A 19,478-nucleotide genomic window follows, 5' to 3' on the forward strand; every position below is an offset into this window, starting at 1 on the left:
TTATAGGGTCAGTCCTTGACTCCTGACAAGTGAATCCCGTCAGGCTGTCTGCTTTCTGAATAAATGGGATGCGAGAAAGCGCATCCCTTCACCCTTGGATAGCTTCAAGCACCGCTTCCACCCGCGGTTCGACCGGAATGAGCTCCTGCTTGCATACTGAAATGGCTGTGTCCGGGTCTTTCAAGCCATGCCCGGTCAGCGTCACGGTCACAATCGAATCCTTCGGAATCAGCCCTTCCCTGACACAGCGGATAAGCCCCGCCAATGGCGCCGCACAGGCCGGTTCGACAAAAATGCCCTCGCTCCGGCTGATCAACTGATAGGCATCCAGAATTTCCTCGTCGCTGACCTTGTCGATCTTGCCCCCGGAATCCTTCGCCGCAGCCACGGCCCCTTTCCAACTGGCCGGATTTCCAATCCGGATCGCGGTTGCCACGGTGTGCGGATTTTCAATGATGTGGCCATCGACAATCGGCGCGGAGCCGGCAGCCTGCCATCCCATCATCTTGGGCAGGGATTTGATGCGGCCCCCGGCATGATATTCGCGGAACCCCTTCCAATAAGCGGTGATGTTTCCCGCGTTGCCGACGGGGATGAAATGAAAATCGGGCGCGCGGCCCAGGTTATCGCTGATTTCAAACGCCGCGGTTTTTTGGCCTTCGATGCGCACCGGGTTGATCGAGTTCACCACTGCCACATTCGGCCGCTCGCCCAGAGCCCGCACCAAGTCAAGGGCCTGGTCAAAGTTTCCAGAAATGGGCACGATCCGCGCGCCATAAATCAGAGCCTGGGCCAGCTTGCCCATCGCGATCTTGCCATGCGGCAAAATGACGGCGGCTTTCATGCCCGCGCGCGCGGCATACGCCGCTGCGGACGCGGAGGTGTTTCCCGTGCTGGCGCAGACCAGCACTTCCGCGGAGCGGGCCTTGGCCATGGTCACAGCCATGGTCATGCCACGGTCCTTGAACGAAGCCGTGGGGTTCAGCGCCTCGAGTTTGACAAAGAGCTGGAATTTGCCGCCGATCTGATCGACGAAACGCGGCGTTGGAATGAGCGGTGTATTGCCCTCCAGGAGGGTAATGACTTCCGCATTTGCGGGAACAGGTAAAAAGCTCCTGTAGGCTTGGATGACGCCGGGCCAATTCATCTGGATATTAGACTATCTAGCCGCAAGCGCTATTGAGCCTTCCATGGTCCTGTTGCCGCCCAGCCCCGGTTCTTCCACCCGGATGAGCTGGATTCGACCGACAACCTTGTTGGAGCGAAGGTCTTCCACAAGGGTGTCCACGTCCCTGACCTTTGCCTGATCGGTCAAAACCACAACCGGCAGCATTTTGTTTTCCGCCAGGTCGCGTTGAAGAATGCTGGCGATGTTAATGCCGCGTCGCGCAATCAGCTTCGTCAATTCAGCCAGGGCGCCCGGATTGTTCCCGAGTTCCACCCCGAGATAAAAACGGCCTTCCGCCTGGCGGCGGGGCAAATAGCGGGTCTTTTCGCCGCGCAATTCATGCGGTTCCTGCGGCCAAAGAATGGCCCGGCCCTCCGCCAACGCAATCAAGTCGGTGTAAATCGCCATTGCAGTGGGCCGGCTGCCGGCGCCTTCCGCAACCAAACCCTGCACGCCTCTGAGCCTGTCCTCCACAACGATTCCATTGCCGACCCCCTTCACCGAGGCAAGCAGGGAATGAGCGGGAACCAAAGCGGGATGTACCCGGGCGTCCAGCCTCCCGTCCGGGAGCAATTCGCTGACGCCTAACAATTTAATCACATAACCCAGGCCCTTGGCATACTCCATGTCGTCCAGAGTGACGGAGCGGATGCCCTGCACATCGATTTGGTCGCGGTCCAGGAAAAGGCCAAAGGCCAGCTTGGACATGATCACCAGCTTGTTCCGGGCGTCGAGGCCGTCGATATCGCTGCTCGGATCCAATTCTGCGTAGCCCTTGGCCTGGGCCTCGGCCAGAGCTTCGGGTTGCGAGAGGCCTTCCTCCATGCGCGACAGGATATAATTGCTGGTGCCGTTAAAAATTCCCACGATCCGCTCCACAGCCATCGAACTGCCCACGGCGCTGCAGAGTTGATGGCAACCGGTGACCGTTGCGGCATAACCGAAAAACCGTTCATGGGCGCGGGCGCGTTCCACCAGTTTCTTGCCGCTTTTGCCCATGATTTCCTTGTTGGCCGTAATAACATGTTTCCCCTGGGCCAGGGCGTCCTGGACGTATTTCAAGGCGGGGTCCGTGCCTCCCATGACTTCTATCACCACATCGATGCGCTCATCTTTGAGAATTTCCGCAAAATCGGTTGTAATCAAATTTTTGGGAATATTCCGGAATTTCTCCTGTTTCGGATTCCGGGCCAAAATGCGAACCACCTCAAAAAGCGCTCCGTGTTTCCCCTGCGATTTCGACTTTTGTTGCAGTACGCTGTACACACCCTGGCCGACGGTGCCAAAGCCCAGAATGGCAATGCCTATGCGTATGTCGCTCATGGAAAATAATTTATATAAATTGCCGCTCTAAATCAATGTGAATCTGCTCGTTTCAGAGGAAGCATTATTTTGGATAAATCCATTAAAATCAAGATAATCCGTATGAGTTGATTTGGATTATTTCATCAAAATTCCACAAAAATGAAATTTTCTACAATCCGTCTATTCCCCGCAGATAACTCAAAATCAGCTCCGGAAGATCGGGGCTGTAGCCCCCCTCCAAAATACTCACAACCGGAATACCAAATTGCCGGAGCTGCAAACCGATCCAGTGAAAATCAGTTTCAGTCAATTGCAGTTGGGCCAGAGGGTCCTTCGCGTAGGCGTCAAACCCCGCGGAAACGATGAGCAATTCGGGCTCAAACTTTGTCAAATCCTCCAGGGCTTCGACAGCGATTTCACGGTATTGCTTCGCGCTCGTTCCGGGCGCGACCGGGTAGTTGCGGCAGTTGCCCTGCGACTTGGCCCCCGTGCCCGGATAACAGGGATGCTGGTGGATGGAAAAAAAGGCGGCACCTTCCTTATTCTTCAGAATCGCCTCCGTCCCGTTGCCGTGGTGGACATCGAAATCGAAAACCGCGACGCGCGGCACTCCGCAAGCCCTCGCATGCAGCGTGCAAATGGCCGCCTGGTTGAGATAACAAAAGCCCATGGCCTGGGAAGCCGTGGCATGATGGCCCGGCGGGCGCATGAGGGAAAAGGAATTGTTGCCTTGCCCGGCCAGTTCCAATGCCTTCATGGCAGCGCCCACCGAGCGCCTCGCGTAGTCGCCGATTCCAGGGTAAAAAGGCGTGTCGCCGTCAAAATCGCGGTCTCCCCGGTCGAGCTCCCGCAGATGTTCCCGCGTGTGCGCGAGTTCAAGGATCGGATCCGCCACTCCGAGCGGATGTTCCCAGAACACGTCGATTTCAATCTGTTTCTGCAAATGCCGGATCGTGCGGGAAATGCGCTCGGGGTTTTCCGGATGTCCCGGCTTTCCGTAACCGGTGCATTCGGAATCGGTGACCACAAACATGGAAGCATCGTAGTCTTGGATGCTGCTATTTAAAAAGCATATTTTTAACCATCGCGAAATGCATTAGAAGAAGTTTACCCTTTATTTTCATTGCTTGGTAACGCGAAGCCGGATGAATCTCCTGCTGGCTGCGGAAGTGGAAGTCAAATCGGTAACCTGAACAGTTTGTGTTACCCCATTGTCGCTCAACACGACAGGGCTGGACGTATAAACCGGGCCGGAGTTCCAGTTTTGCAGGTCACCTGACACCTCAACCAAATAAACCAGGTCACCCACTGATTTATTGACGGTATAGGTCAAGGCAAGAAATCCCCCTTGCTCGGTTGGTTGCGGCAGAAACAAGGCGCTGTTGTGAGGCGTCGGATCGAGGTTGAATGCATAGTCAAGCAGGTTGCAAATGCCATCCCCCGATGGATTGGCAAGGTCACCGCTGACGGTTGGGTCGCTCAATTGCGCTGTGGTAAACCAGGCCGCCTTCCACGTGGCGAAGCTTGCCGGAAGTGAATTCAGCGCCAGTGTGGCGGAGCCCGTACCAATCATATTTGTGGCGCTAATCGTCACACTGCTGGTTCCCTTCATGCCCGGCGTACCGGAGATCAAGCCGCTGATCGTGTTCACCGACAGGCCTGAAGGCAGCCCGGTGGCACTGTAACTCGCGGGGCTGTTTGTGGCACTGATGGTGTAACTGAATGGGCTCCCGGCGGTGGCCGTGGCTGTCAACGCACTGTTGATCGCAGGCAGCGCCAAGACGCTCACATTATCAAAGGTGACCGTGCCTAGGACGGTATTGACCCGGCTGCACACCGGCAGGCCGATCAAGACATTCGTTGCCATGGCCATGGTGGTCGATCCCATCGGCGTCCAGGTGATATTATCCGCTGACCTGTATCCCGTAAACGTGTTGCCGCTGCGCACCAGGCGCAGCCAGATCGGCGGGGCCGGGGTTGCCACCCAACCTCCATTGATCGTGCTGCTGCTGCTGTTGGTGCCTGACCTCCACTCAAAGATCGAACCGCTGGCCGATGATACGGTAAGATTAACGTTGATGGCGCCCGCCGCCAGCGACTCGCGCATCATCACACCCGCTTGCGCATGCGGATCGGTCATATTCTGCAGTGTCGCCACCCGGGCAGTGATGCTGCAATCCCCGGCAATCTGCTGATACAGATACTGGCAGGTGTCGGCCGCGGTCCAAATCTGCACTCCCGTTCCCTGAACCGTGAACGTCCCCGCCACATAACTGGCGTTTCCGGCGACTCCCACCGCACCAACGTCCGCATTGGCCCAGGGCACAGGCAAGCTGCCGCCGGAAGGGGCTACTATCAGGGTGAGCGCGGCAGTTCCGGTTCCGTACGTATTTGTGGCACTAATCGTGGCCGTACTTGTTCCCGCCGCACCAGGCGTTCCTGAAATCAAACCTGTGCCCGTATTCACCGTCAGGCCCGCGGGCAGGCCGGTGGCGTTGTAGCTCGTCGGATTGTTGACCGCTGTAATCTGGTAGCTGAATGTGCTCCCCGCCGTACCTATGGCCGTCAACACACTGTTGATCACCGGCGGGATTGAAGTCGTCGTAACGCTCACATTATCGAATGTGGCGGTGCCAAACACGGTGTTGACCCGGCTGCACACCGGCAGGCCGACTAAAACATTCGACGACATGGTAAAGGTCGTCGAACCACGACCGGTCCAGGTGCTGCCATCGGTGGAACTGGATGCCGTAAACGTGTTGCCGCTGCGCACCAATTTCAGCCAGACCGGCGCCTGGCCTGAAACCCAGCTTCCGGAGCTGCTGCTATTGCCGTTGACTGCCGTGCGCCACTCAAAGATCAACCCGCTCGAGGGGGACACGCATAGATTGGCGTTAATGGCGCCGGTATCCAGTGACTCGCGAATCATCACGCCGACTTGCGCATGCGCATCGGTCATGTTCAGCAGCGACGTCACCCGGGCGATGATGGTGCAATCCCCGCTCACAAGTTGATACACATACTGGCAGCTATCAGCCGCGCCCCAAATGATCGTTCCCGATCCCTGAACCGTGAACGTGCTGCCTGAATAGCTTGCGGTGCCAATGAGACCCACATCGCCCACCGTCTTGTTGACCCATGGCGATGGCAGGCCAACGCTGGAGTTGTCCACGGTCAGCGTTAACATGGCCGTGCCCGTGCCGCTCGCGCTGGTCGCGTTTAGTGTGATCACACTGACACCAATCGCTGTAGGCACTCCGCTGATCGCGCCGCTGGTCGTGTTTACCGACAGACCCGCAGGTAATCCGGTGGCGTTGAAACTTGTCGGACTGCCGTTCGCGGCAATCTGGTAGAAAAACGACCTGTTGACCGGAACAGAGGCCGCAGCCGGGCTTGTGATTTCCGGCAACATGTTCACCGTCGCGCCCTGGCTCAAATTGACATAGGTGCCGCCATTGGTGGTCTCCAGTTTTGCCGACTTCACCTGATAAACCCACGCAGCCGTCGTTGAGCTGTCGGTATAGGTGGTGGCGATTACCGGGTTGGTTGTGACACGGACAAACGGACCGGCCGTGCTGCTGCCACGAAAAACATGATAACCCAATGAAGCGTCCGCCGATGCGGTCCAGGTCAGGACCGGATGATGACTGCCGTCCAGGCTGACAGCAACATTGGTCGGCGGCACCACCGCAAACAGGCGCAGCGTGGGATCTCCCATCAACGCCACATGAATTTGGCCGTCAGATCCAGCCTTAGGCAGGTAGATGCCGCTGGAAGCCGTGTTGTTCTGGGTCATCCGGGCCGTCTCACCGATCGTGCCCCCCATCGCCATGGTGTGCATGAACCAATTCGGCAAACCCGACCAGACGCTGGCCAGACCGTTGGTCGTGGTGGCAAGCGGCGCGCGCAGCAGGTTGTTCCCGACATTCCAATCCCCAAACCAACTGCCCCACAACATGAAAAACGCGGCCTTGGGATCGGTGCTGGCGAAGGTGGACGTGCTCACCGCTGGCGGAGTCCGGTTCAGCCCGTAGTCCGTCGGGTCCCCGCTTCCGCACCCATAAAAACAGAGATAACCATTACTGCCCAGAACGTTGAAATTATCCAGGCTGCCGGTCACATTGGCCGCGCCAAAAAAAGACGCCAGATTCCGCCAACCGCTGGCGGCCATGTAATACCCGTTTTCGCTGAACCGGTCGTCGATCAAGCCCCTGCGCGGTAGAACATTGATGGCATAACGATGGTTATGGTCCTTGTTCAGGTATTGGCGCAGCAATTCGGCTTCGCTTTTGGAAAAGGCCGGCATGCGCCACATGTCCACACGTCCAATATCCAGCGTGATGGGCTGCGGTGGCGTACTCTGGTCAAACTTGCCGTCGCCCGGGATATTTGCAATCAGGGGCCACCAGTCGGTATGCGGATCATTCACCGTCGAATCGGTCCAAGTCCCGACCATATCGCCGTAATACACGTCAGCCGACCAGGCACCATTGTGCTCGCTATGTCCGTCAGGAGAAATCAGTCCCGAATAAGGCACCGGAATGTGGCCGAACAGCAGCAGAGAATGCACTTCTCCTGGCGTGGCATTGCAATCGGCCTGGATGATGGCTTTGGTCGCCGCCAGCGCCGCGCTATCCACCGTGCGGGTATCATCCCCCGTGCCGCGGGAAACATCGTGCCGGATCACCGTCCAGCCGTCCCCGGCCAGGTCCTGTTTGAGCCGGGCAAGCTCCGCGTCGAGTTGCACCGCCATGGTTGTGTCCACCAGCAGAATCACCGTGCCGCGATGATCGGGCAGGGCAACGCGGATGCCGGAGCAAAGATAGCCAAGGCTGGCTGCGGAATCACCCCAATGTGAAGTGTAACCGCTGATCTGCTTGGTGATGCGGTATTCGTAGAGCGCGCCCAAGCTGGCAGCGTTGTCAGCCCAGTTCGTCGTGCCCGCAGGCAGGCTGGTGGGGGTACCCCAATTCGCATCGCTATGGAGTTTGCGCTCCACCGTCCAACCCGTCGCATTTGGGTCGCCCGGCCAGGAAAGAGTGATGCGAGCCGGGGATTCGCTGACGATGGCACTGGCTTGCACCGCGTGATCCGCCGCCGTCTCGGCATGAAGTACAACGCTTGAAACCTGGAGTGCCAGCATGGCAAAGGCAAGACGCATGGCCCCCTTCCCTGCGGCGGTCCAATTACGATATGTTGAAGGCTGGACGGCTGCTTTGGGGTTCATGATGTTCAAAAGGTTCTGTTAGGCAGTTTCCGTTCCTGTGGCAAAAAAAACTAAAAATGGTGATGTTAATATATTCGCCAGCAATGCATGCATTAGCAATAGAATCGGCGTGCAACATGTTGCGCCACACGAACTATGAGCCCTTGAATGCCTGAAACCCAGGCATGCTGCCTGTGCTGCGGGATCAAGATAGAACTCCGACAGGCAGCGCGAGTGAAATGACCGCAGATCACGCCCGGTAGCCGCCAGATCTGCCCTTCTTGATAAAGGGGATTACGCGGCAGTATCGACAAATTCCCGCGCCCCTAACAACCTCGTGCGGACGGCTGCCAACGCGTAGTCGCGGTTGAGTTTGGCGATGAAATCCACGGAGATGCCTTTCGGACAGGCCGCTTCACAGGCGTAGGTGTTGCTGCACGCGCCAAATCCCTCGTCGTCCATGGTGTCGATCATGGCAAGGACGCGGCGGTCTTTCTCCGCTTTGCCTTGCGGCAGCAAATTGAGATGTGCCGCCTTGGCTGAGACAAACAGCATGGCTGAACCGTTTTTACAGGCCGCAACACAGGCGCCACAGCCAATGCAGGCCGCCGCGTCCATGGACAAATCCGCCGCCACTTTGGGAACGGGGATGGCGTTGGCGTCCTGGGCCGAACCGGTGGACACCGAAATAAATCCGCCCTTTTGAAGGATGCGATCGAAGGCCGAACGATCGACAATCAAATCCTTCAGCACCGGGAAGGGTTTGGCGCGGAACGGTTCCAGCGTGATGGTTTCGCCATCGCTGAAACTGCGCATGTACGTCTGGCAGGTGGCCACTTTGAATTCGGGACCGTGCGGGTCGCCGTTGATCATGCAACTGCAACTTCCGCAGATGCCTTCGCGGCAGTCATTTTCAAAGGCAATGGGTTCCTTGCCATCCAAGGTCAACTGTTCGTTGACCACGTCCAGCATTTCCAGGAACGACATGTTCGCGTTGAGGTTTTTGGCCTCGTATTCCTCGAAGTGGCCGGGCTGCTGTTTCGACGGCTGACGCCACACTTTGAGCTTCACGTTCATCACTTATAACTCCGTTGAGCCAATTTGACTTCTTCGTACACTAGATTTTCCTTGTGCATCCTGGGACCGCTGCCATTGCCATACTCCCCGGCGGCAACATAGGAAAATTTATCATCCTGCCTCAGCGCCTCGCCGTCCTCGGTCTGGTATTCGACGCGGAAGTGGCCGCCGCAGGATTCTTCGCGGTGCAGCGCATCGCGGCAGATCAACTCGCTCAGCTCCAGGAAGTCGGCCACGCGGCCCGCTCTTTCGAGGGTTTGGTTCAATTCCTCGCCGCTGCCGGTAACCGTGACATTTTTCCAAAACTCCTCGCGCAGTTTCGGGATCAACTGGAGCGCCTTTTCGAGCCCTTCCTTGGTGCGCGCCATGCCACAGTAGTCCCACATGATCTTGCCCAGTTCCTTGTGGAACGAATCCACCGTGCGTTTGCCCTTGATCGAAAGCAGTTTCGCGACTTTGGCGGCGGATTCCGCTTCCGCGCTCTTGAATGCGGCGTCCGTCGGCGCCGGGCGCTTCTCCTTGTTGGCGGCCAGATAATTGTTGATCGTGTTGGGAATCACGAAATAGCCGTCGGCCAGGCCCTGCATCAAGGCGCTGGCGCCAAGACGGTTTGCGCCATGATCGGAGAAATTCGCCTCACCCAGGACGAACAAACCGGGCAGGTTGCTCATCAGGTTGTAATCGACCCAGAGGCCGCCCATCGTGTAGTGCAACGCGGGATAAATCCGCATCGGCACTTCATAGGCGCTCTCGCCGGTGATTTCCTTGTAGATATCGAACAGGTTGCCGTAGCGTTCTTCGATCTTGTGGCGTCCGAGACGCTTGATGGCATCGCTGAAATCCAGATAGACCCCCAACCCGCCCGGGCCCACGCCGCGGCCTTCGTCGCAGACTTCCTTGGCCGCGCGCGAGGAGATGTCGCGGGGAGCAAGGTTGCCGTAGCTGGGATATTTGCGTTCGAGATAGTAGTCGCGGTCTGCCTCGGCGACTTCGGAGGGTTTCTTGCCGCAGTCCTCCTTGCGCTTCGGCACCCAGACGCGCCCGTCATTGCGAAGGGATTCGGACATCAGGGTGAGCTTGGCCTGGTAATCGCCCGAAACCGGGATGCAGGTGGGGTGAATCTGCGCATAACAGGGATTGGCGAAGAAAGCGCCTTTCTTGTGCGCACGCCAGATGGCGGTGGCATTGCAGAGGCGCCCATTGGTCGAGAGATACCAGCAATTGGCGTAACCGCCGGTTGCCAGCACAACAGCGTCGGCAGAGTGGGATTCGACCTTTCCGCTGACCAGGTTGCGGGTGATGATGCCCTTGGCGTGGCCGTTCACGAGCACAATATCGATCATCTCGGAGCGCGGGAAGAATTCAACTGTGCCGAGGCCGATCTGGCGGCTCAAGGCTTGATAGGCGCCCAAGAGGAGCTGCTGGCCGGTCTGGCCGCGGGCGTAAAAGGTTCGCGAAACCTGCGCGCCGCCGAAGGAACGGTTGGCCAGCATGCCGCCGTATTCACGGGCAAAGGGTACGCCCTGCGCTGCGCACTGGTCGATGATATTGGCGCTGACCTGCGCCAGGCGGTACACGTTGGATTCACGGGCGCGGAAATCACCACCCTTGATGGTATCGTAAAAGAGGCGGTACACGCTGTCACCATCATTTTGATAGTTTTTGGCGGCATTGATGCCGCCCTGGGCAGCGACGCTGTGGGCGCGGCGGGCGCTGTCATGATAACAAAACGATTTGACCTTGTAGCCGAGTTCGGCCAGGGAAGCGGCGGCCGAGGAACCGGCAAGGCCCGTGCCCACGACAATGATCTCGTATTTGCGCTTGTTGTTGGGAGCGACGAGCTTTGAGTCCTTCTTGTATTGGTCCCATTTCTGCGAGAGCGGACCAGCGGGAGCGTTGCCATTCAGTTCCATATCTTTGCCTTAGCTGACGATTTTCAAAAGTACGGCGGTTGGGACGGCCGACATGCCGAGAAAAATAAAGACCGCAAACAGGATTGCGAAGGCGTCGATGAACGGGGCGGAGCGCTTGTTCCGCAGCCCGAGGGTTTGGAACATGCTGCCGACGCCGTGGCTCAAGTGCCAACTGAGCAGCGCGACCGAAATGATGTAGAAAGCCGAAACCCAGGGAATGCTGAAACCCTGGACCACCATGGAATAGACGTCGGGTCGGCCTGCGGCATCGGGGGGCAGATTGTGGGCAAAATGTTCGTGCAGGATCGTGCCGACCGTGAAATGCAAAATGTGAAATACGAGGAAGGCCAAAACGATGAGGCCGCTGTAGATCATGGTCCGGGAAGCGAGGCTGGCGGCGCTGCGTTCCTTTTTATAACCGATCGGACGGCCTCTCCAGTTGTCGTGAACCAAGCCAATCGCGGCAAGGATATGGACGGATGCAGTCAGAAGGAGGCAGATGCGAAAGCCCCAGAGGACTTCGTTGGAGGCTTTGAGGAGAGCGGCGTAGGCGTTGAGGGTATTGGAGCCCAGAAAAATCTGGAGATTACCGAGGGTATGAATGACGATAAAAGCGGCGAGGGCGATGCCGCTAAGACCCATGAGGATTTTTTTACCAATGGAAGAAGTGACGATCTGCAATAAGACTTTCATATGTATGGGGGTCTATTACCAACAGTAATAATGGATAAAAATATGAGGTTACAGACTTATGTCAAAACACAATCGGACAGGGTTTGAAATTATTAGTTTGAGTCACAACATATCGATTTTATCTAATACATCCATTAGGTCGGTTTCAGGACGCTGCAACAGCCCCAAGCGCCAGCCCGCCCGCCGCCCGCCTTCTCCATCAAACAAATCGTCGTCCCCCAACAACAACGCCTCCGACGCCCGGATCCCAAACAATTCCTGCGCGCGCTGAAAAATCAGCGGGTGCGGTTTTTCTACGCCCACTTCGCTCGAAATCACCAGATGCTCAAAATGCCGGCTCAAATCCAGCCCTTCCAATATCCCGCGCAAACGCCGGTCCCAATTCGAAAGCACCCCGCAACGCAAACCCATGCCATGCAGTTTTTCCAAGGCCAGCAGCGCGTCCGGATAAATTCTCCACAACTCGGGCCTGGCAAACATCGCATAGACCTCCTGAAAGTAGTCTTCAAATGGAAAATCATCGGGCATCCCCTGGCCCCGCCAACTGCGCCGGACCAATCCTTTCCACCAAGCCTGGTCATCCATGACACGGGCGCCCTGCACCGGGTCGCGCGGTTTCATTTCCTGCCAGGCCCGTTTGAACTCCTTCTGCAAGGCCTCCTCATCCGCATGCAATCCATAATGGGAAGCCACCAACGCGTAGTAATGACCCACGGGCGCCGCAGTCCGTATCAGCGTCCCGCCTGCGTCAAAAAAGACGACTCGAATCCGGTTAGCCATTGAGCGGCACCTCATGCTCTCTATCATGGAGTAGCGCCAGAACCTGGCCAGTCAGATAAAGAGACCCGGTCACCAGCACCCCCCCTCCCCCTGCCCGCGCCCGCTCCAGTGCGCCGCGCACGTCCGCGTGCATCGACACCTCGGCCCGGTGAAAGCTGCGGCGCATTTCCTCCAACGAGGCCGTTCGAGGCGAAGCCAGCGCCGCCAGGCGCACAGATGTCCCCGGACGGTCGATGAGCCGGATCATGCCCTCCACATCCTTGTCCGCCAGGCAGCCGAACACAATTTCTTCCGGCCCGGCGCCGCACCAAAGCGTCCAGGACTCCAGGGCCAGCCTCAATCCGTCCGGGTTATGCGCGCCATCCACGACAAGCGGCGGATTTTTTGCAATGATTTCAAAGCGCCCCGGCCATTTCGCCTGCAACAAGCCACGCACTTTTGTCTGTTGCGGAATTTTCCAGCCCAGCGTTTCCAGCGCGTCACAGGCCTTCAACACCAAAATCGCGTTATCGGGTTGATAGGAACCCTTGAGCCCGATCTGATAGCCATGCCCATCCGACTCAAACTCCAGCAGGCCGCTGCCTTGGTCGGCAAAAACTTTGCCGGGCCGGCCGGAAACTACAATCGGACAGCCGAGTTCCTTCGCTCGGGAACAAAGCACCCGCCCAGCCTCCGGGGGCAGCGACGCAGGATAAACAACCGGGCGCCCCGTTTTCAGAATCCCCGCCTTTTCGGCCGCAATCGACTCGATCGTGTCGCCCAGGTAATTCATGTGATCGTAGCCAATGCTCGTAATCAAGCAGCACTCCGGCTCCACAACATTGGATGAGTCGAGCCGCCCTCCGAGCCCCGTCTCCAGCACCACAATATCCACCCCCGCTTCCTTGAAACATCGAAAAGCCATGGCCGTGGCCACTTCGAAAAATGTCGGTTCAACCCCCTCAGCCCGGCAGTCCTCCACCACGCGCATAAAATAACCAATCTGACGCACCAATTCCTCGCGCGACATCGGCGCACGATCCACCTGGATGCGCTCCACAAATTCCACCAAGTGCGGCGATGTGAACAAACCGACCCGGTAACCGGCCTGCCGTAAAATGGATTCCAGGAATGCCGAACACGAACCCTTGCCGTTGGTGCCGGCAATGTGGACAAATTTGAGCCTGTGTTGAGGATCTCCAATCGCGCGGCAGAGATGCCGCATATTGTCGAGGCCCAGCTTCACACCCGACTTCTGCAGGTTGAAAAGCCAGTCGATGCTGTCTCGGTAGGTCAAGGATTTGTCGCCTCAGCTATTTGCAACCAAAGGAACGGAGGATTTTTGAGAGCATGGGGCGCATATTTTTGCGGTCTATAATATGGTCGATCAACCCGCGCTCCAAAAGAAACTCGGAGGTCTGGAAACCCGGCGGAAGCTCCTGCTGGGTGGTTTCCTTGATGACCCGGGCGCCGGCGAATCCGATCATGGCCCGGGGCTCGGCCACAATGAGATCCCCAAGCGAGGCAAAGCTCGCCATGACACCGGCCATGGTGGGATTGGTCAGGACGGAAATAAACGGCTGCTTTTTTTCAGCCAGTTTGGCCAGGGCCCCGCTGGTCTTGGCCATTTGCATCAGGCTGTACATGCCCTCATACATGCGCGCGCCGCCCGATGCAGAAAAAATCACGACCGGCCTTTTTGACTCCACGCCGCGCTCAATGGCCCGGGTGATCTTCTCACCAACGACGGAACCCATGCTGCCGCCCAAAAAATTAAATTCCATGGCCGCGATCGAAACCCGCATTCCATCCAGCCTGCCCCAACCTGCAATCACGGCCTCGTTCATTCCGGTTTTTTCCCGGTAATTTTTCAAGCGCTCGGCATAGCTGGTCACGCCGGTAAATTTCAAAACATCGACCGATTTCAAATTGCCGTCGAGTTCCTCAAACGTTTCCGGATCGCAAAAGCTCTCCAAGCGGCGCATGGCCGGCAAGGTCATGTGATGGCTGCATTTGGCGCAGACCATGAGATTGGTTTCCAACTCCTTGTTGAACAGCACATCGCCGCAGGAGGGGCACTTGGTCCAAAGCCCTTCCGGGATTTCCTTCTTTTTGGTGCGGATGGAGCTTTTGGGAGAGTATTGGGGTTTCTCAAAATTGGACATGGTCAGCCTCGTGCAACGGTTAGAGCATCAATGCGGCGCGCCCCCGCCTTATGCAGAACTTGGGCGCAGGCATTGATCGTGGCCCCTGTTGTAAACACATCATCTATGATTAGCAGCCTGGCTCCGGCAACGTCAAACCCCCTCTTTAATGCATAGGCCCCGGCCTGGTTCCGCAGACGCTCGCTGCGCCGCAAGTTCGCCTGGGTGTCGGTTGCCCGGATGCGTTCCAGGGCTTTCCAGACCGGCAACCCGGCATGTTTTCCGAGCACGCCGGCCAATTCCTCGGCCTGATTAAAGCCCCTCTCCCGCCTGCGGACCGGGTAGAGCGGCACCGGCACCAGCGCGTCGCAGCGCTCCTGCGCATTCCGGTAAAAGCGTTCATAGCCCTCGATCAGCCATGCCGAAAGTTTCCTGAGATGGTGAAACTGCTGGTCGTATTTAAATCTATGAATCAGTTCCCGCACCGGCCCTTCGGCCCGGTAGGGCGCCCGAGCGCATTTCAGATACCATCTCCGGTTGCGGCAATTGCTGCAAATGCTTTCCTCGTTCAGTTCCCCCTGAAAGGGCTCTCCGCAGAGAAAACAAAAAGGCTCCCGAACCGGGGTCAAATCCCCCTCGAGGGGCGCTTCGGGGTAAAGCAGATTAAGAAAGCTTTCGATCCAGAGTTTCATTCCGGCGGAAGTTCAATACCAGAACTAACAAGACAATCAACACTATATCCGCCCATGCTCCGGCCATGACATCCCGGGAAAACCACGGCCCGGCGTCCGAGGGGCGATTTTCCACCAGTTGATTGAATGTTTTCAGGGAAAAAACCCAGCCCGCGTGAAGGCCCATGGCCGCCCAAAGATGCCCGTAGCGCCATGCAACGGCGCAAAGCAGCAACCCGGCTAGAAATAGTGTCAGCCAGTGCATGAAAAATTCCCGCGGGTTGAGCAAATGCAAAGCCATGCCATGCCAGATTTCGAGCCCCGTACCCCAACTCACCGGGAGAGAAGGATTTTCAGCTTTCAAAAAATGGGCCGTGGCAAAAAAAACGGAACCCAACAACGCCTGCACAATGTTGCCAGTTGGGTTTCTCCTGAGAAACGCCAGAAAAAGGACACCGCGAAACATGGTTTCCTCCAGTAAGGCCACCAGAACGGCGCTCAAGCCATAGCCGGCCAGATTGCGCCAATTCAGATGCGGCTGCCAGATCATGAGCCCGGCCATGCCCTGCCCCGCATACAACACAGCAATGGAGGAGCAGCCGAGAGCAAACCAGGGCCACACGCAGCTAAAGGCGTAGGCTTGAAAGAACAATCCGCAACGCCTCCAGTCCGCAAGTTTTAAATAGCGGGCCAGAGGCCAGAGCAGTGCCATTGCCGCAACCATCAGCGTCCGATTGAACACCCGTTTCACCGGAACGTGGCCGTGCGAGAAATGATCCACCAGCCACCAGATTGGCGGTGTCAGCAATATGCTCAGCAGTACAATGGCGCAAAAATAGAAAAGGAGGGAAACGATCACCCGGCGCATGGGCGGATTCTGCGTTCCAGCCCCGCCAAGTGCAACGCTTAATGAGGACGCAGGCGCATTGCTGCTTGCCACTGCCATATATCGACTTAGGCTTGATTCGAAGCCGGGGTCGGTGAAGCACAAGCACTGCTTGGGAAAGACTTTGTGAGAGACCTCATGCTGGATTTGTTTCATGACTATGCTCTGGGCATGGCGCTCCTGAATTCCCAGGTTTTCTGGAATCAGGACGGCGGATGTTTTCTAGTGTCAAACCGCAATACCCTTGCCTTCGTAAAATTCACACAGGGGCGGGATTCATGAGCGATTTTTTCAACCAGTTGTTTTCCAACAACAACTTTATGCCCCACGGCCATTGCTACCTTTGGAACCCCGCCCTGATCTGGCTGCACGTGGTTTCCGACGGCCTCATCGCCCTGTCCTATTACTCGATCCCGATCACCCTTGTTTATTTTGTCTCGCGCCGGAAGGACGTGGAATTCGATTGGATCTACATCTCGTTTGCCATCTTCATCCTCAGTTGTGGCATGACGCATCTCATGGAAATCTGGAACATCTGGCACCCGGACTACTGGCTGTCCGGCCTGACAAAAGCGCTAACAGCCGTTTCCTCGCTCATCTCCGCGGTGCTTTTGATCCGGCTCATGCCCAAGGTGATCGTCCTCCCCAGTCCGCGCCAGTTGAAGGAAACCAACGAGGCCCTCCAGTGCGAAATTCACGAGCACAAAAAAGCCTCCGAGGCCGTCCAAAAACTCAACCAGCATTTGAGGAAGCAGGCCGCACTGTTGGAAGCCGCCAATGACGAACTCGAAGCCTTCAGCTATTCGGTCTCACACGACTTGCGGGCGCCGCTGCGGCATATTGACGGATTCATCGACCTGCTGAAAAGCAACCCCGCATTGGAATCAGACCCCGTGAGCCGCCGCCACATGGACGTCATCTCCAATTCGGCGCGTAAAATGAGCCAGTTGATCGACGACCTGCTGGAGTTCAGCCGTCTTGGACGCTCGTCGCTGCAACCCATCCGCTTTGAAATGCGGAAACTTGTGGACGAAGCCATCCATCAAATGGAGCCGGAAACACGCGGGCGCAAAATTTTCTGGAAAATCGGAGAGCTTCCCTCCGTGGAAGGAGATCCGGCTTTGCTGCGGCAGGTGTGGATTAATTTGATATCGAATGCCGTCAAATACACGCAGACGCGCTTTGAGGCCACGATTGAAATAGGCCGGCATTTTTCCAGCGCCAACACCCCGGTCACCGATGATGTCGTGTTTTATGTGCGCGACAACGGGGTCGGATTTGACATGCGCTATGCCTCCAAACTTTTCGGGGTATTCCAGCGCCTTCACAACACCCAAAAATTTGAAGGCACCGGGATCGGCCTTGCGAGCGTCCAGCGCATCCTGCACCGCCACGGGGGCCGCTGCTGGGCGGAGGGCCAGGTGGAACAGGGGGCCACGTTTTATTTCTGCCTGCCCAAAAAACAACCGGAGAGCGCATCATGAACCTCAAGCGGCTTCTTCTTGCGGAGGACAATGAAAACGACATCGAACTCACGCTGGCTGCGCTCAGAAAATGCAAATTGGCCAACGAAGTGGATGTGGTCCGGGACGGGGCTGAAGTGTTGGATTATCTCTACCGGAAGGGCGTTCACGCCGGACGGCCCAACGGACTGCCTTCCGTCATGTTGCTGGATCTCAAAATGCCCCGGATGGACGGCCTGGAAGTCCTGCAACAAATCAAATCAGACCCCGGCTTGAAGCGCCTGCCCGTCGTTATGCTGACCTCGTCCACCCAGGAGGAGGATCTGATCCGGAGTTATGACCTCGGGGTCAACGCCTTTGTTGTGAAACCGGTCGATTTCTCCCAGTTCGTTGAAGCCATCCACAGGCTTGGCGTATTCTGGGCTTTGGTGAACCAAACGGCGCCCGACCGCCCCATCGGAACATAAATATGAACCTGCCCCTGAAAATTCTCTTTTTGGAAGACTCGCCCGCTGACTGCGAACTTGTCGCACAGCGACTTGCCAAAGACGGCGTCTCCTGCGATATCCAGCGCGTCGAAACCCAGCCTGAATTCCAGTCCGGCCTTTCCGGCGCAAAATTCGACCTCATTTTTGCCGACTGCACCCTGCCCGCGTTCAGCGGACAGGAGGCGCTGCGGATGGCCCGGCTCTGGGCGCCGCAGATTCCGTTCATCTTTGTGTCCGGAACCATCGGCGAAGAAACAGCCATTGAATACCTGCACAATGGCGCGACGGATTATGTGCTCAAACACCGGCTCTCCCGGCTGACGCCTGCCGTTCTGCGGGCCATTGCCGAGGTGGAAAAGCGCACGCAATTGGAACTGGTTGAGGAGCGCCTCCAACAGGCGCAGCGCATGGAGGCCATCGGCACGCTGGCAGGCGGCATCGCTCATGATTTCAATAACATTCTGACCATCATCATCGGCCACGCCCACTTGCTTAAGGAATTTTCCGGAAATCAGGAACGGGCCGATGAAATCGCCGTCATCATCCACAATGCGGCGAACCGCGGCGCGGATCTTATCAGGCAAATGCTGGCTTTTGCCCGCAAAAGTCCGGGCCGTCAAAAGGCCACCAACCTCAACTACCGCATCCAATTAACCGTCAAAATGTTGAAGGAGGCATTTCCCAGCAACATCAAATTTAACCTGCATCTGGATGAGGCACTGCCCTCCGTTTTGGCGGACCCGGCACAAATCGACCGCATCCTGGTAAACCTCGCAAGCAACGCCAGGGACGCCATGCCACAGGGCGGTACGCTCACACTGGAAACGAGCCATGCCGATGATATCCCGCTTCCCCCGGATTTGGATATGAGTTCGGAACAATCCTATATTCGACTCAAAATCACCGACACCGGCTCCGGCATGGACCAGGCCGTGCTGCCGCATGTCTTTGAGCCCTTTTTCACAACCAAAGCGCCTGGGAAAGGAACGGGCCTCGGCCTCCCCGTGGTTTACGGTCTGATGCAATCCAACAACGGCACGATCCGGATTGAGTCGGAGCCTGGCAAGGGTACGACTGTAGTGCTCTATTTCCCAACCGCAAAAAAGCGGGAGCCCCAGCAGCAACCCAAAACATTGATCGTGCAGGACAAGCAGCACACGGAAACCCTTTTGATTGTCGAGGACGAGCCGGTCATCCTGCGTTTCCAAAAGATCGCCTTTGAATCACAGGGGTACCACGTTCTGCTGGCGGGCGACGACGAGGAAGCCATCCGCTTCTTCAAGGGCAAAAGAAATAAAATCGACCTCGTGTTTACGGACATCGGCCTGCCCAAACTGGATGGACTGACCCTTTGCTCTGTTCTAAAGGGGATAAAACCGGACTTGAAGACGCTTGTGGCAAGCGGCTATCCCGAAACCGGCTTTAGAAAACGCATGGACGAAATCGGGATCGACGGCTTTATTGCAAAACCCTATCAAACAAACGAAATGCTGAATTCGGTGGCAACAATTCTAAGGCGCAAAAAAACCCAGGGGTTGGTTTCATGACGACGCAACTCCCTTGAAAGATGGCATGATAGCCTGCATAGCCCAGCTCGTGTCTTTCCCAGTTACGTCCAAGCGCTAACAGGTTGACCATTGAAATGAGTATGAAATATGCAGGCTAAAACGGCAAGGCCGTTTCGTCCTTCAGCCCAGGGTTTCAC

General features: G+C 57.0%; 15 protein-coding genes. 3 read left to right on the forward strand and 12 right to left on the reverse strand.

The window, feature by feature from the left end:
• Window positions 1-88: 88 nt before the first annotated feature.
• The 12 genes from thrC to PHD76_05190 all read right to left on the reverse strand — a co-directional run bounded on the left by thrC (window position 89) and on the right by PHD76_05190 (window position 15,882).
• Entirely contained in the window at window positions 89-1,147 is a 1,059-nt protein-coding gene (gene thrC / locus PHD76_05135) for a threonine synthase (protein ID MDD5261216.1), read from the reverse strand.
• A gap of 12 nt (window positions 1,148-1,159) precedes the next feature.
• Entirely contained in the window at window positions 1,160-2,491 is a 1,332-nt protein-coding gene (locus PHD76_05140) for a homoserine dehydrogenase (protein MDD5261217.1), read from the reverse strand.
• A gap of 151 nt (window positions 2,492-2,642) precedes the next feature.
• Complete coding sequence (locus PHD76_05145) at window positions 2,643-3,506, reverse strand: hypothetical protein (protein MDD5261218.1); 864 nt, start codon at window positions 3,504-3,506, stop codon at window positions 2,643-2,645.
• A gap of 87 nt (window positions 3,507-3,593) precedes the next feature.
• Window positions 3,594-7,700, reverse strand: coding sequence for a putative Ig domain-containing protein (locus PHD76_05150; GenBank protein ID MDD5261219.1), 4,107 nt, complete (start codon window positions 7,698-7,700; stop codon window positions 3,594-3,596).
• Window positions 7,701-7,973: 273 nt separating this feature from the next.
• The gene (locus PHD76_05155; protein ID MDD5261220.1) at window positions 7,974-8,756 is read right to left on the reverse strand and encodes a succinate dehydrogenase/fumarate reductase iron-sulfur subunit; all 783 of its coding nucleotides are present in this window, start codon (window positions 8,754-8,756) and stop codon (window positions 7,974-7,976) included.
• Window positions 8,756-10,669 carry a fumarate reductase/succinate dehydrogenase flavoprotein subunit gene (locus PHD76_05160; GenBank protein MDD5261221.1) on the reverse strand — a complete coding sequence of 638 codons (1,914 nt, stop codon included), beginning with the start codon at window positions 10,667-10,669 and terminating at the stop codon, window positions 8,756-8,758. The genes PHD76_05155 and PHD76_05160 overlap by 1 nt, the downstream gene beginning before the upstream one ends.
• A gap of 9 nt (window positions 10,670-10,678) precedes the next feature.
• Entirely contained in the window at window positions 10,679-11,362 is a 684-nt protein-coding gene (locus PHD76_05165) for a succinate dehydrogenase cytochrome b subunit (GenBank protein ID MDD5261222.1), read from the reverse strand.
• A gap of 102 nt (window positions 11,363-11,464) precedes the next feature.
• Window positions 11,465-12,142 (reverse strand): HAD-IA family hydrolase, encoded by a 678-nt coding sequence (locus PHD76_05170; GenBank protein ID MDD5261223.1) that lies wholly within the window; start codon window positions 12,140-12,142, stop codon window positions 11,465-11,467.
• Window positions 12,135-13,418: a bifunctional folylpolyglutamate synthase/dihydrofolate synthase gene (locus PHD76_05175; GenBank protein ID MDD5261224.1), complete on the reverse strand. Its 1,284-nt coding sequence runs from the start codon at window positions 13,416-13,418 to the stop codon at window positions 12,135-12,137. The genes PHD76_05170 and PHD76_05175 overlap by 8 nt, the downstream gene beginning before the upstream one ends.
• Before the next feature lie 16 nt (window positions 13,419-13,434).
• Window positions 13,435-14,286, reverse strand: coding sequence for an acetyl-CoA carboxylase, carboxyltransferase subunit beta (accD, locus tag PHD76_05180; GenBank protein MDD5261225.1), 852 nt, complete (start codon window positions 14,284-14,286; stop codon window positions 13,435-13,437).
• Window positions 14,287-14,288: 2 nt separating this feature from the next.
• Window positions 14,289-14,957: a ComF family protein gene (locus tag PHD76_05185; GenBank protein ID MDD5261226.1), complete on the reverse strand. Its 669-nt coding sequence runs from the start codon at window positions 14,955-14,957 to the stop codon at window positions 14,289-14,291.
• On the reverse strand, window positions 14,929-15,882 hold the full coding sequence (locus PHD76_05190) for a CPBP family intramembrane metalloprotease (GenBank protein ID MDD5261227.1): 954 nt from the start codon (window positions 15,880-15,882) through the stop codon (window positions 14,929-14,931). Before PHD76_05190 ends, PHD76_05185 begins: the two co-directional genes overlap by 29 nt.
• Before the next feature lie 218 nt (window positions 15,883-16,100).
• Here PHD76_05190 and PHD76_05195 point away from each other — a divergent pair, with 218 nt between their 5' ends.
• Genes PHD76_05195 through PHD76_05205 form a run of 3 tightly spaced genes read left to right on the forward strand, consistent with a single transcriptional unit; the run spans window position 16,101 to window position 19,320 of the window.
• On the forward strand, window positions 16,101-17,306 hold the full coding sequence (locus PHD76_05195; protein MDD5261228.1) for an ATP-binding protein: 1,206 nt from the start codon (window positions 16,101-16,103) through the stop codon (window positions 17,304-17,306).
• A complete protein-coding gene (locus PHD76_05200) occupies window positions 17,303-17,752 on the forward strand; it encodes a response regulator (protein ID MDD5261229.1) in 450 nt (149 codons plus the stop codon). The genes PHD76_05195 and PHD76_05200 overlap by 4 nt, the downstream gene beginning before the upstream one ends.
• Before the next feature lie 2 nt (window positions 17,753-17,754).
• Window positions 17,755-19,320 (forward strand): response regulator, encoded by a 1,566-nt coding sequence (locus tag PHD76_05205; GenBank protein MDD5261230.1) that lies wholly within the window; start codon window positions 17,755-17,757, stop codon window positions 19,318-19,320.
• Window positions 19,321-19,478 lie beyond the last annotated feature (158 nt).

Source organism: Candidatus Methylacidiphilales bacterium (genome assembly GCA_028713655.1).
Lineage (GTDB): Bacteria > Verrucomicrobiota > Verrucomicrobiia > Methylacidiphilales > JAAUTS01 > JAQTNW01.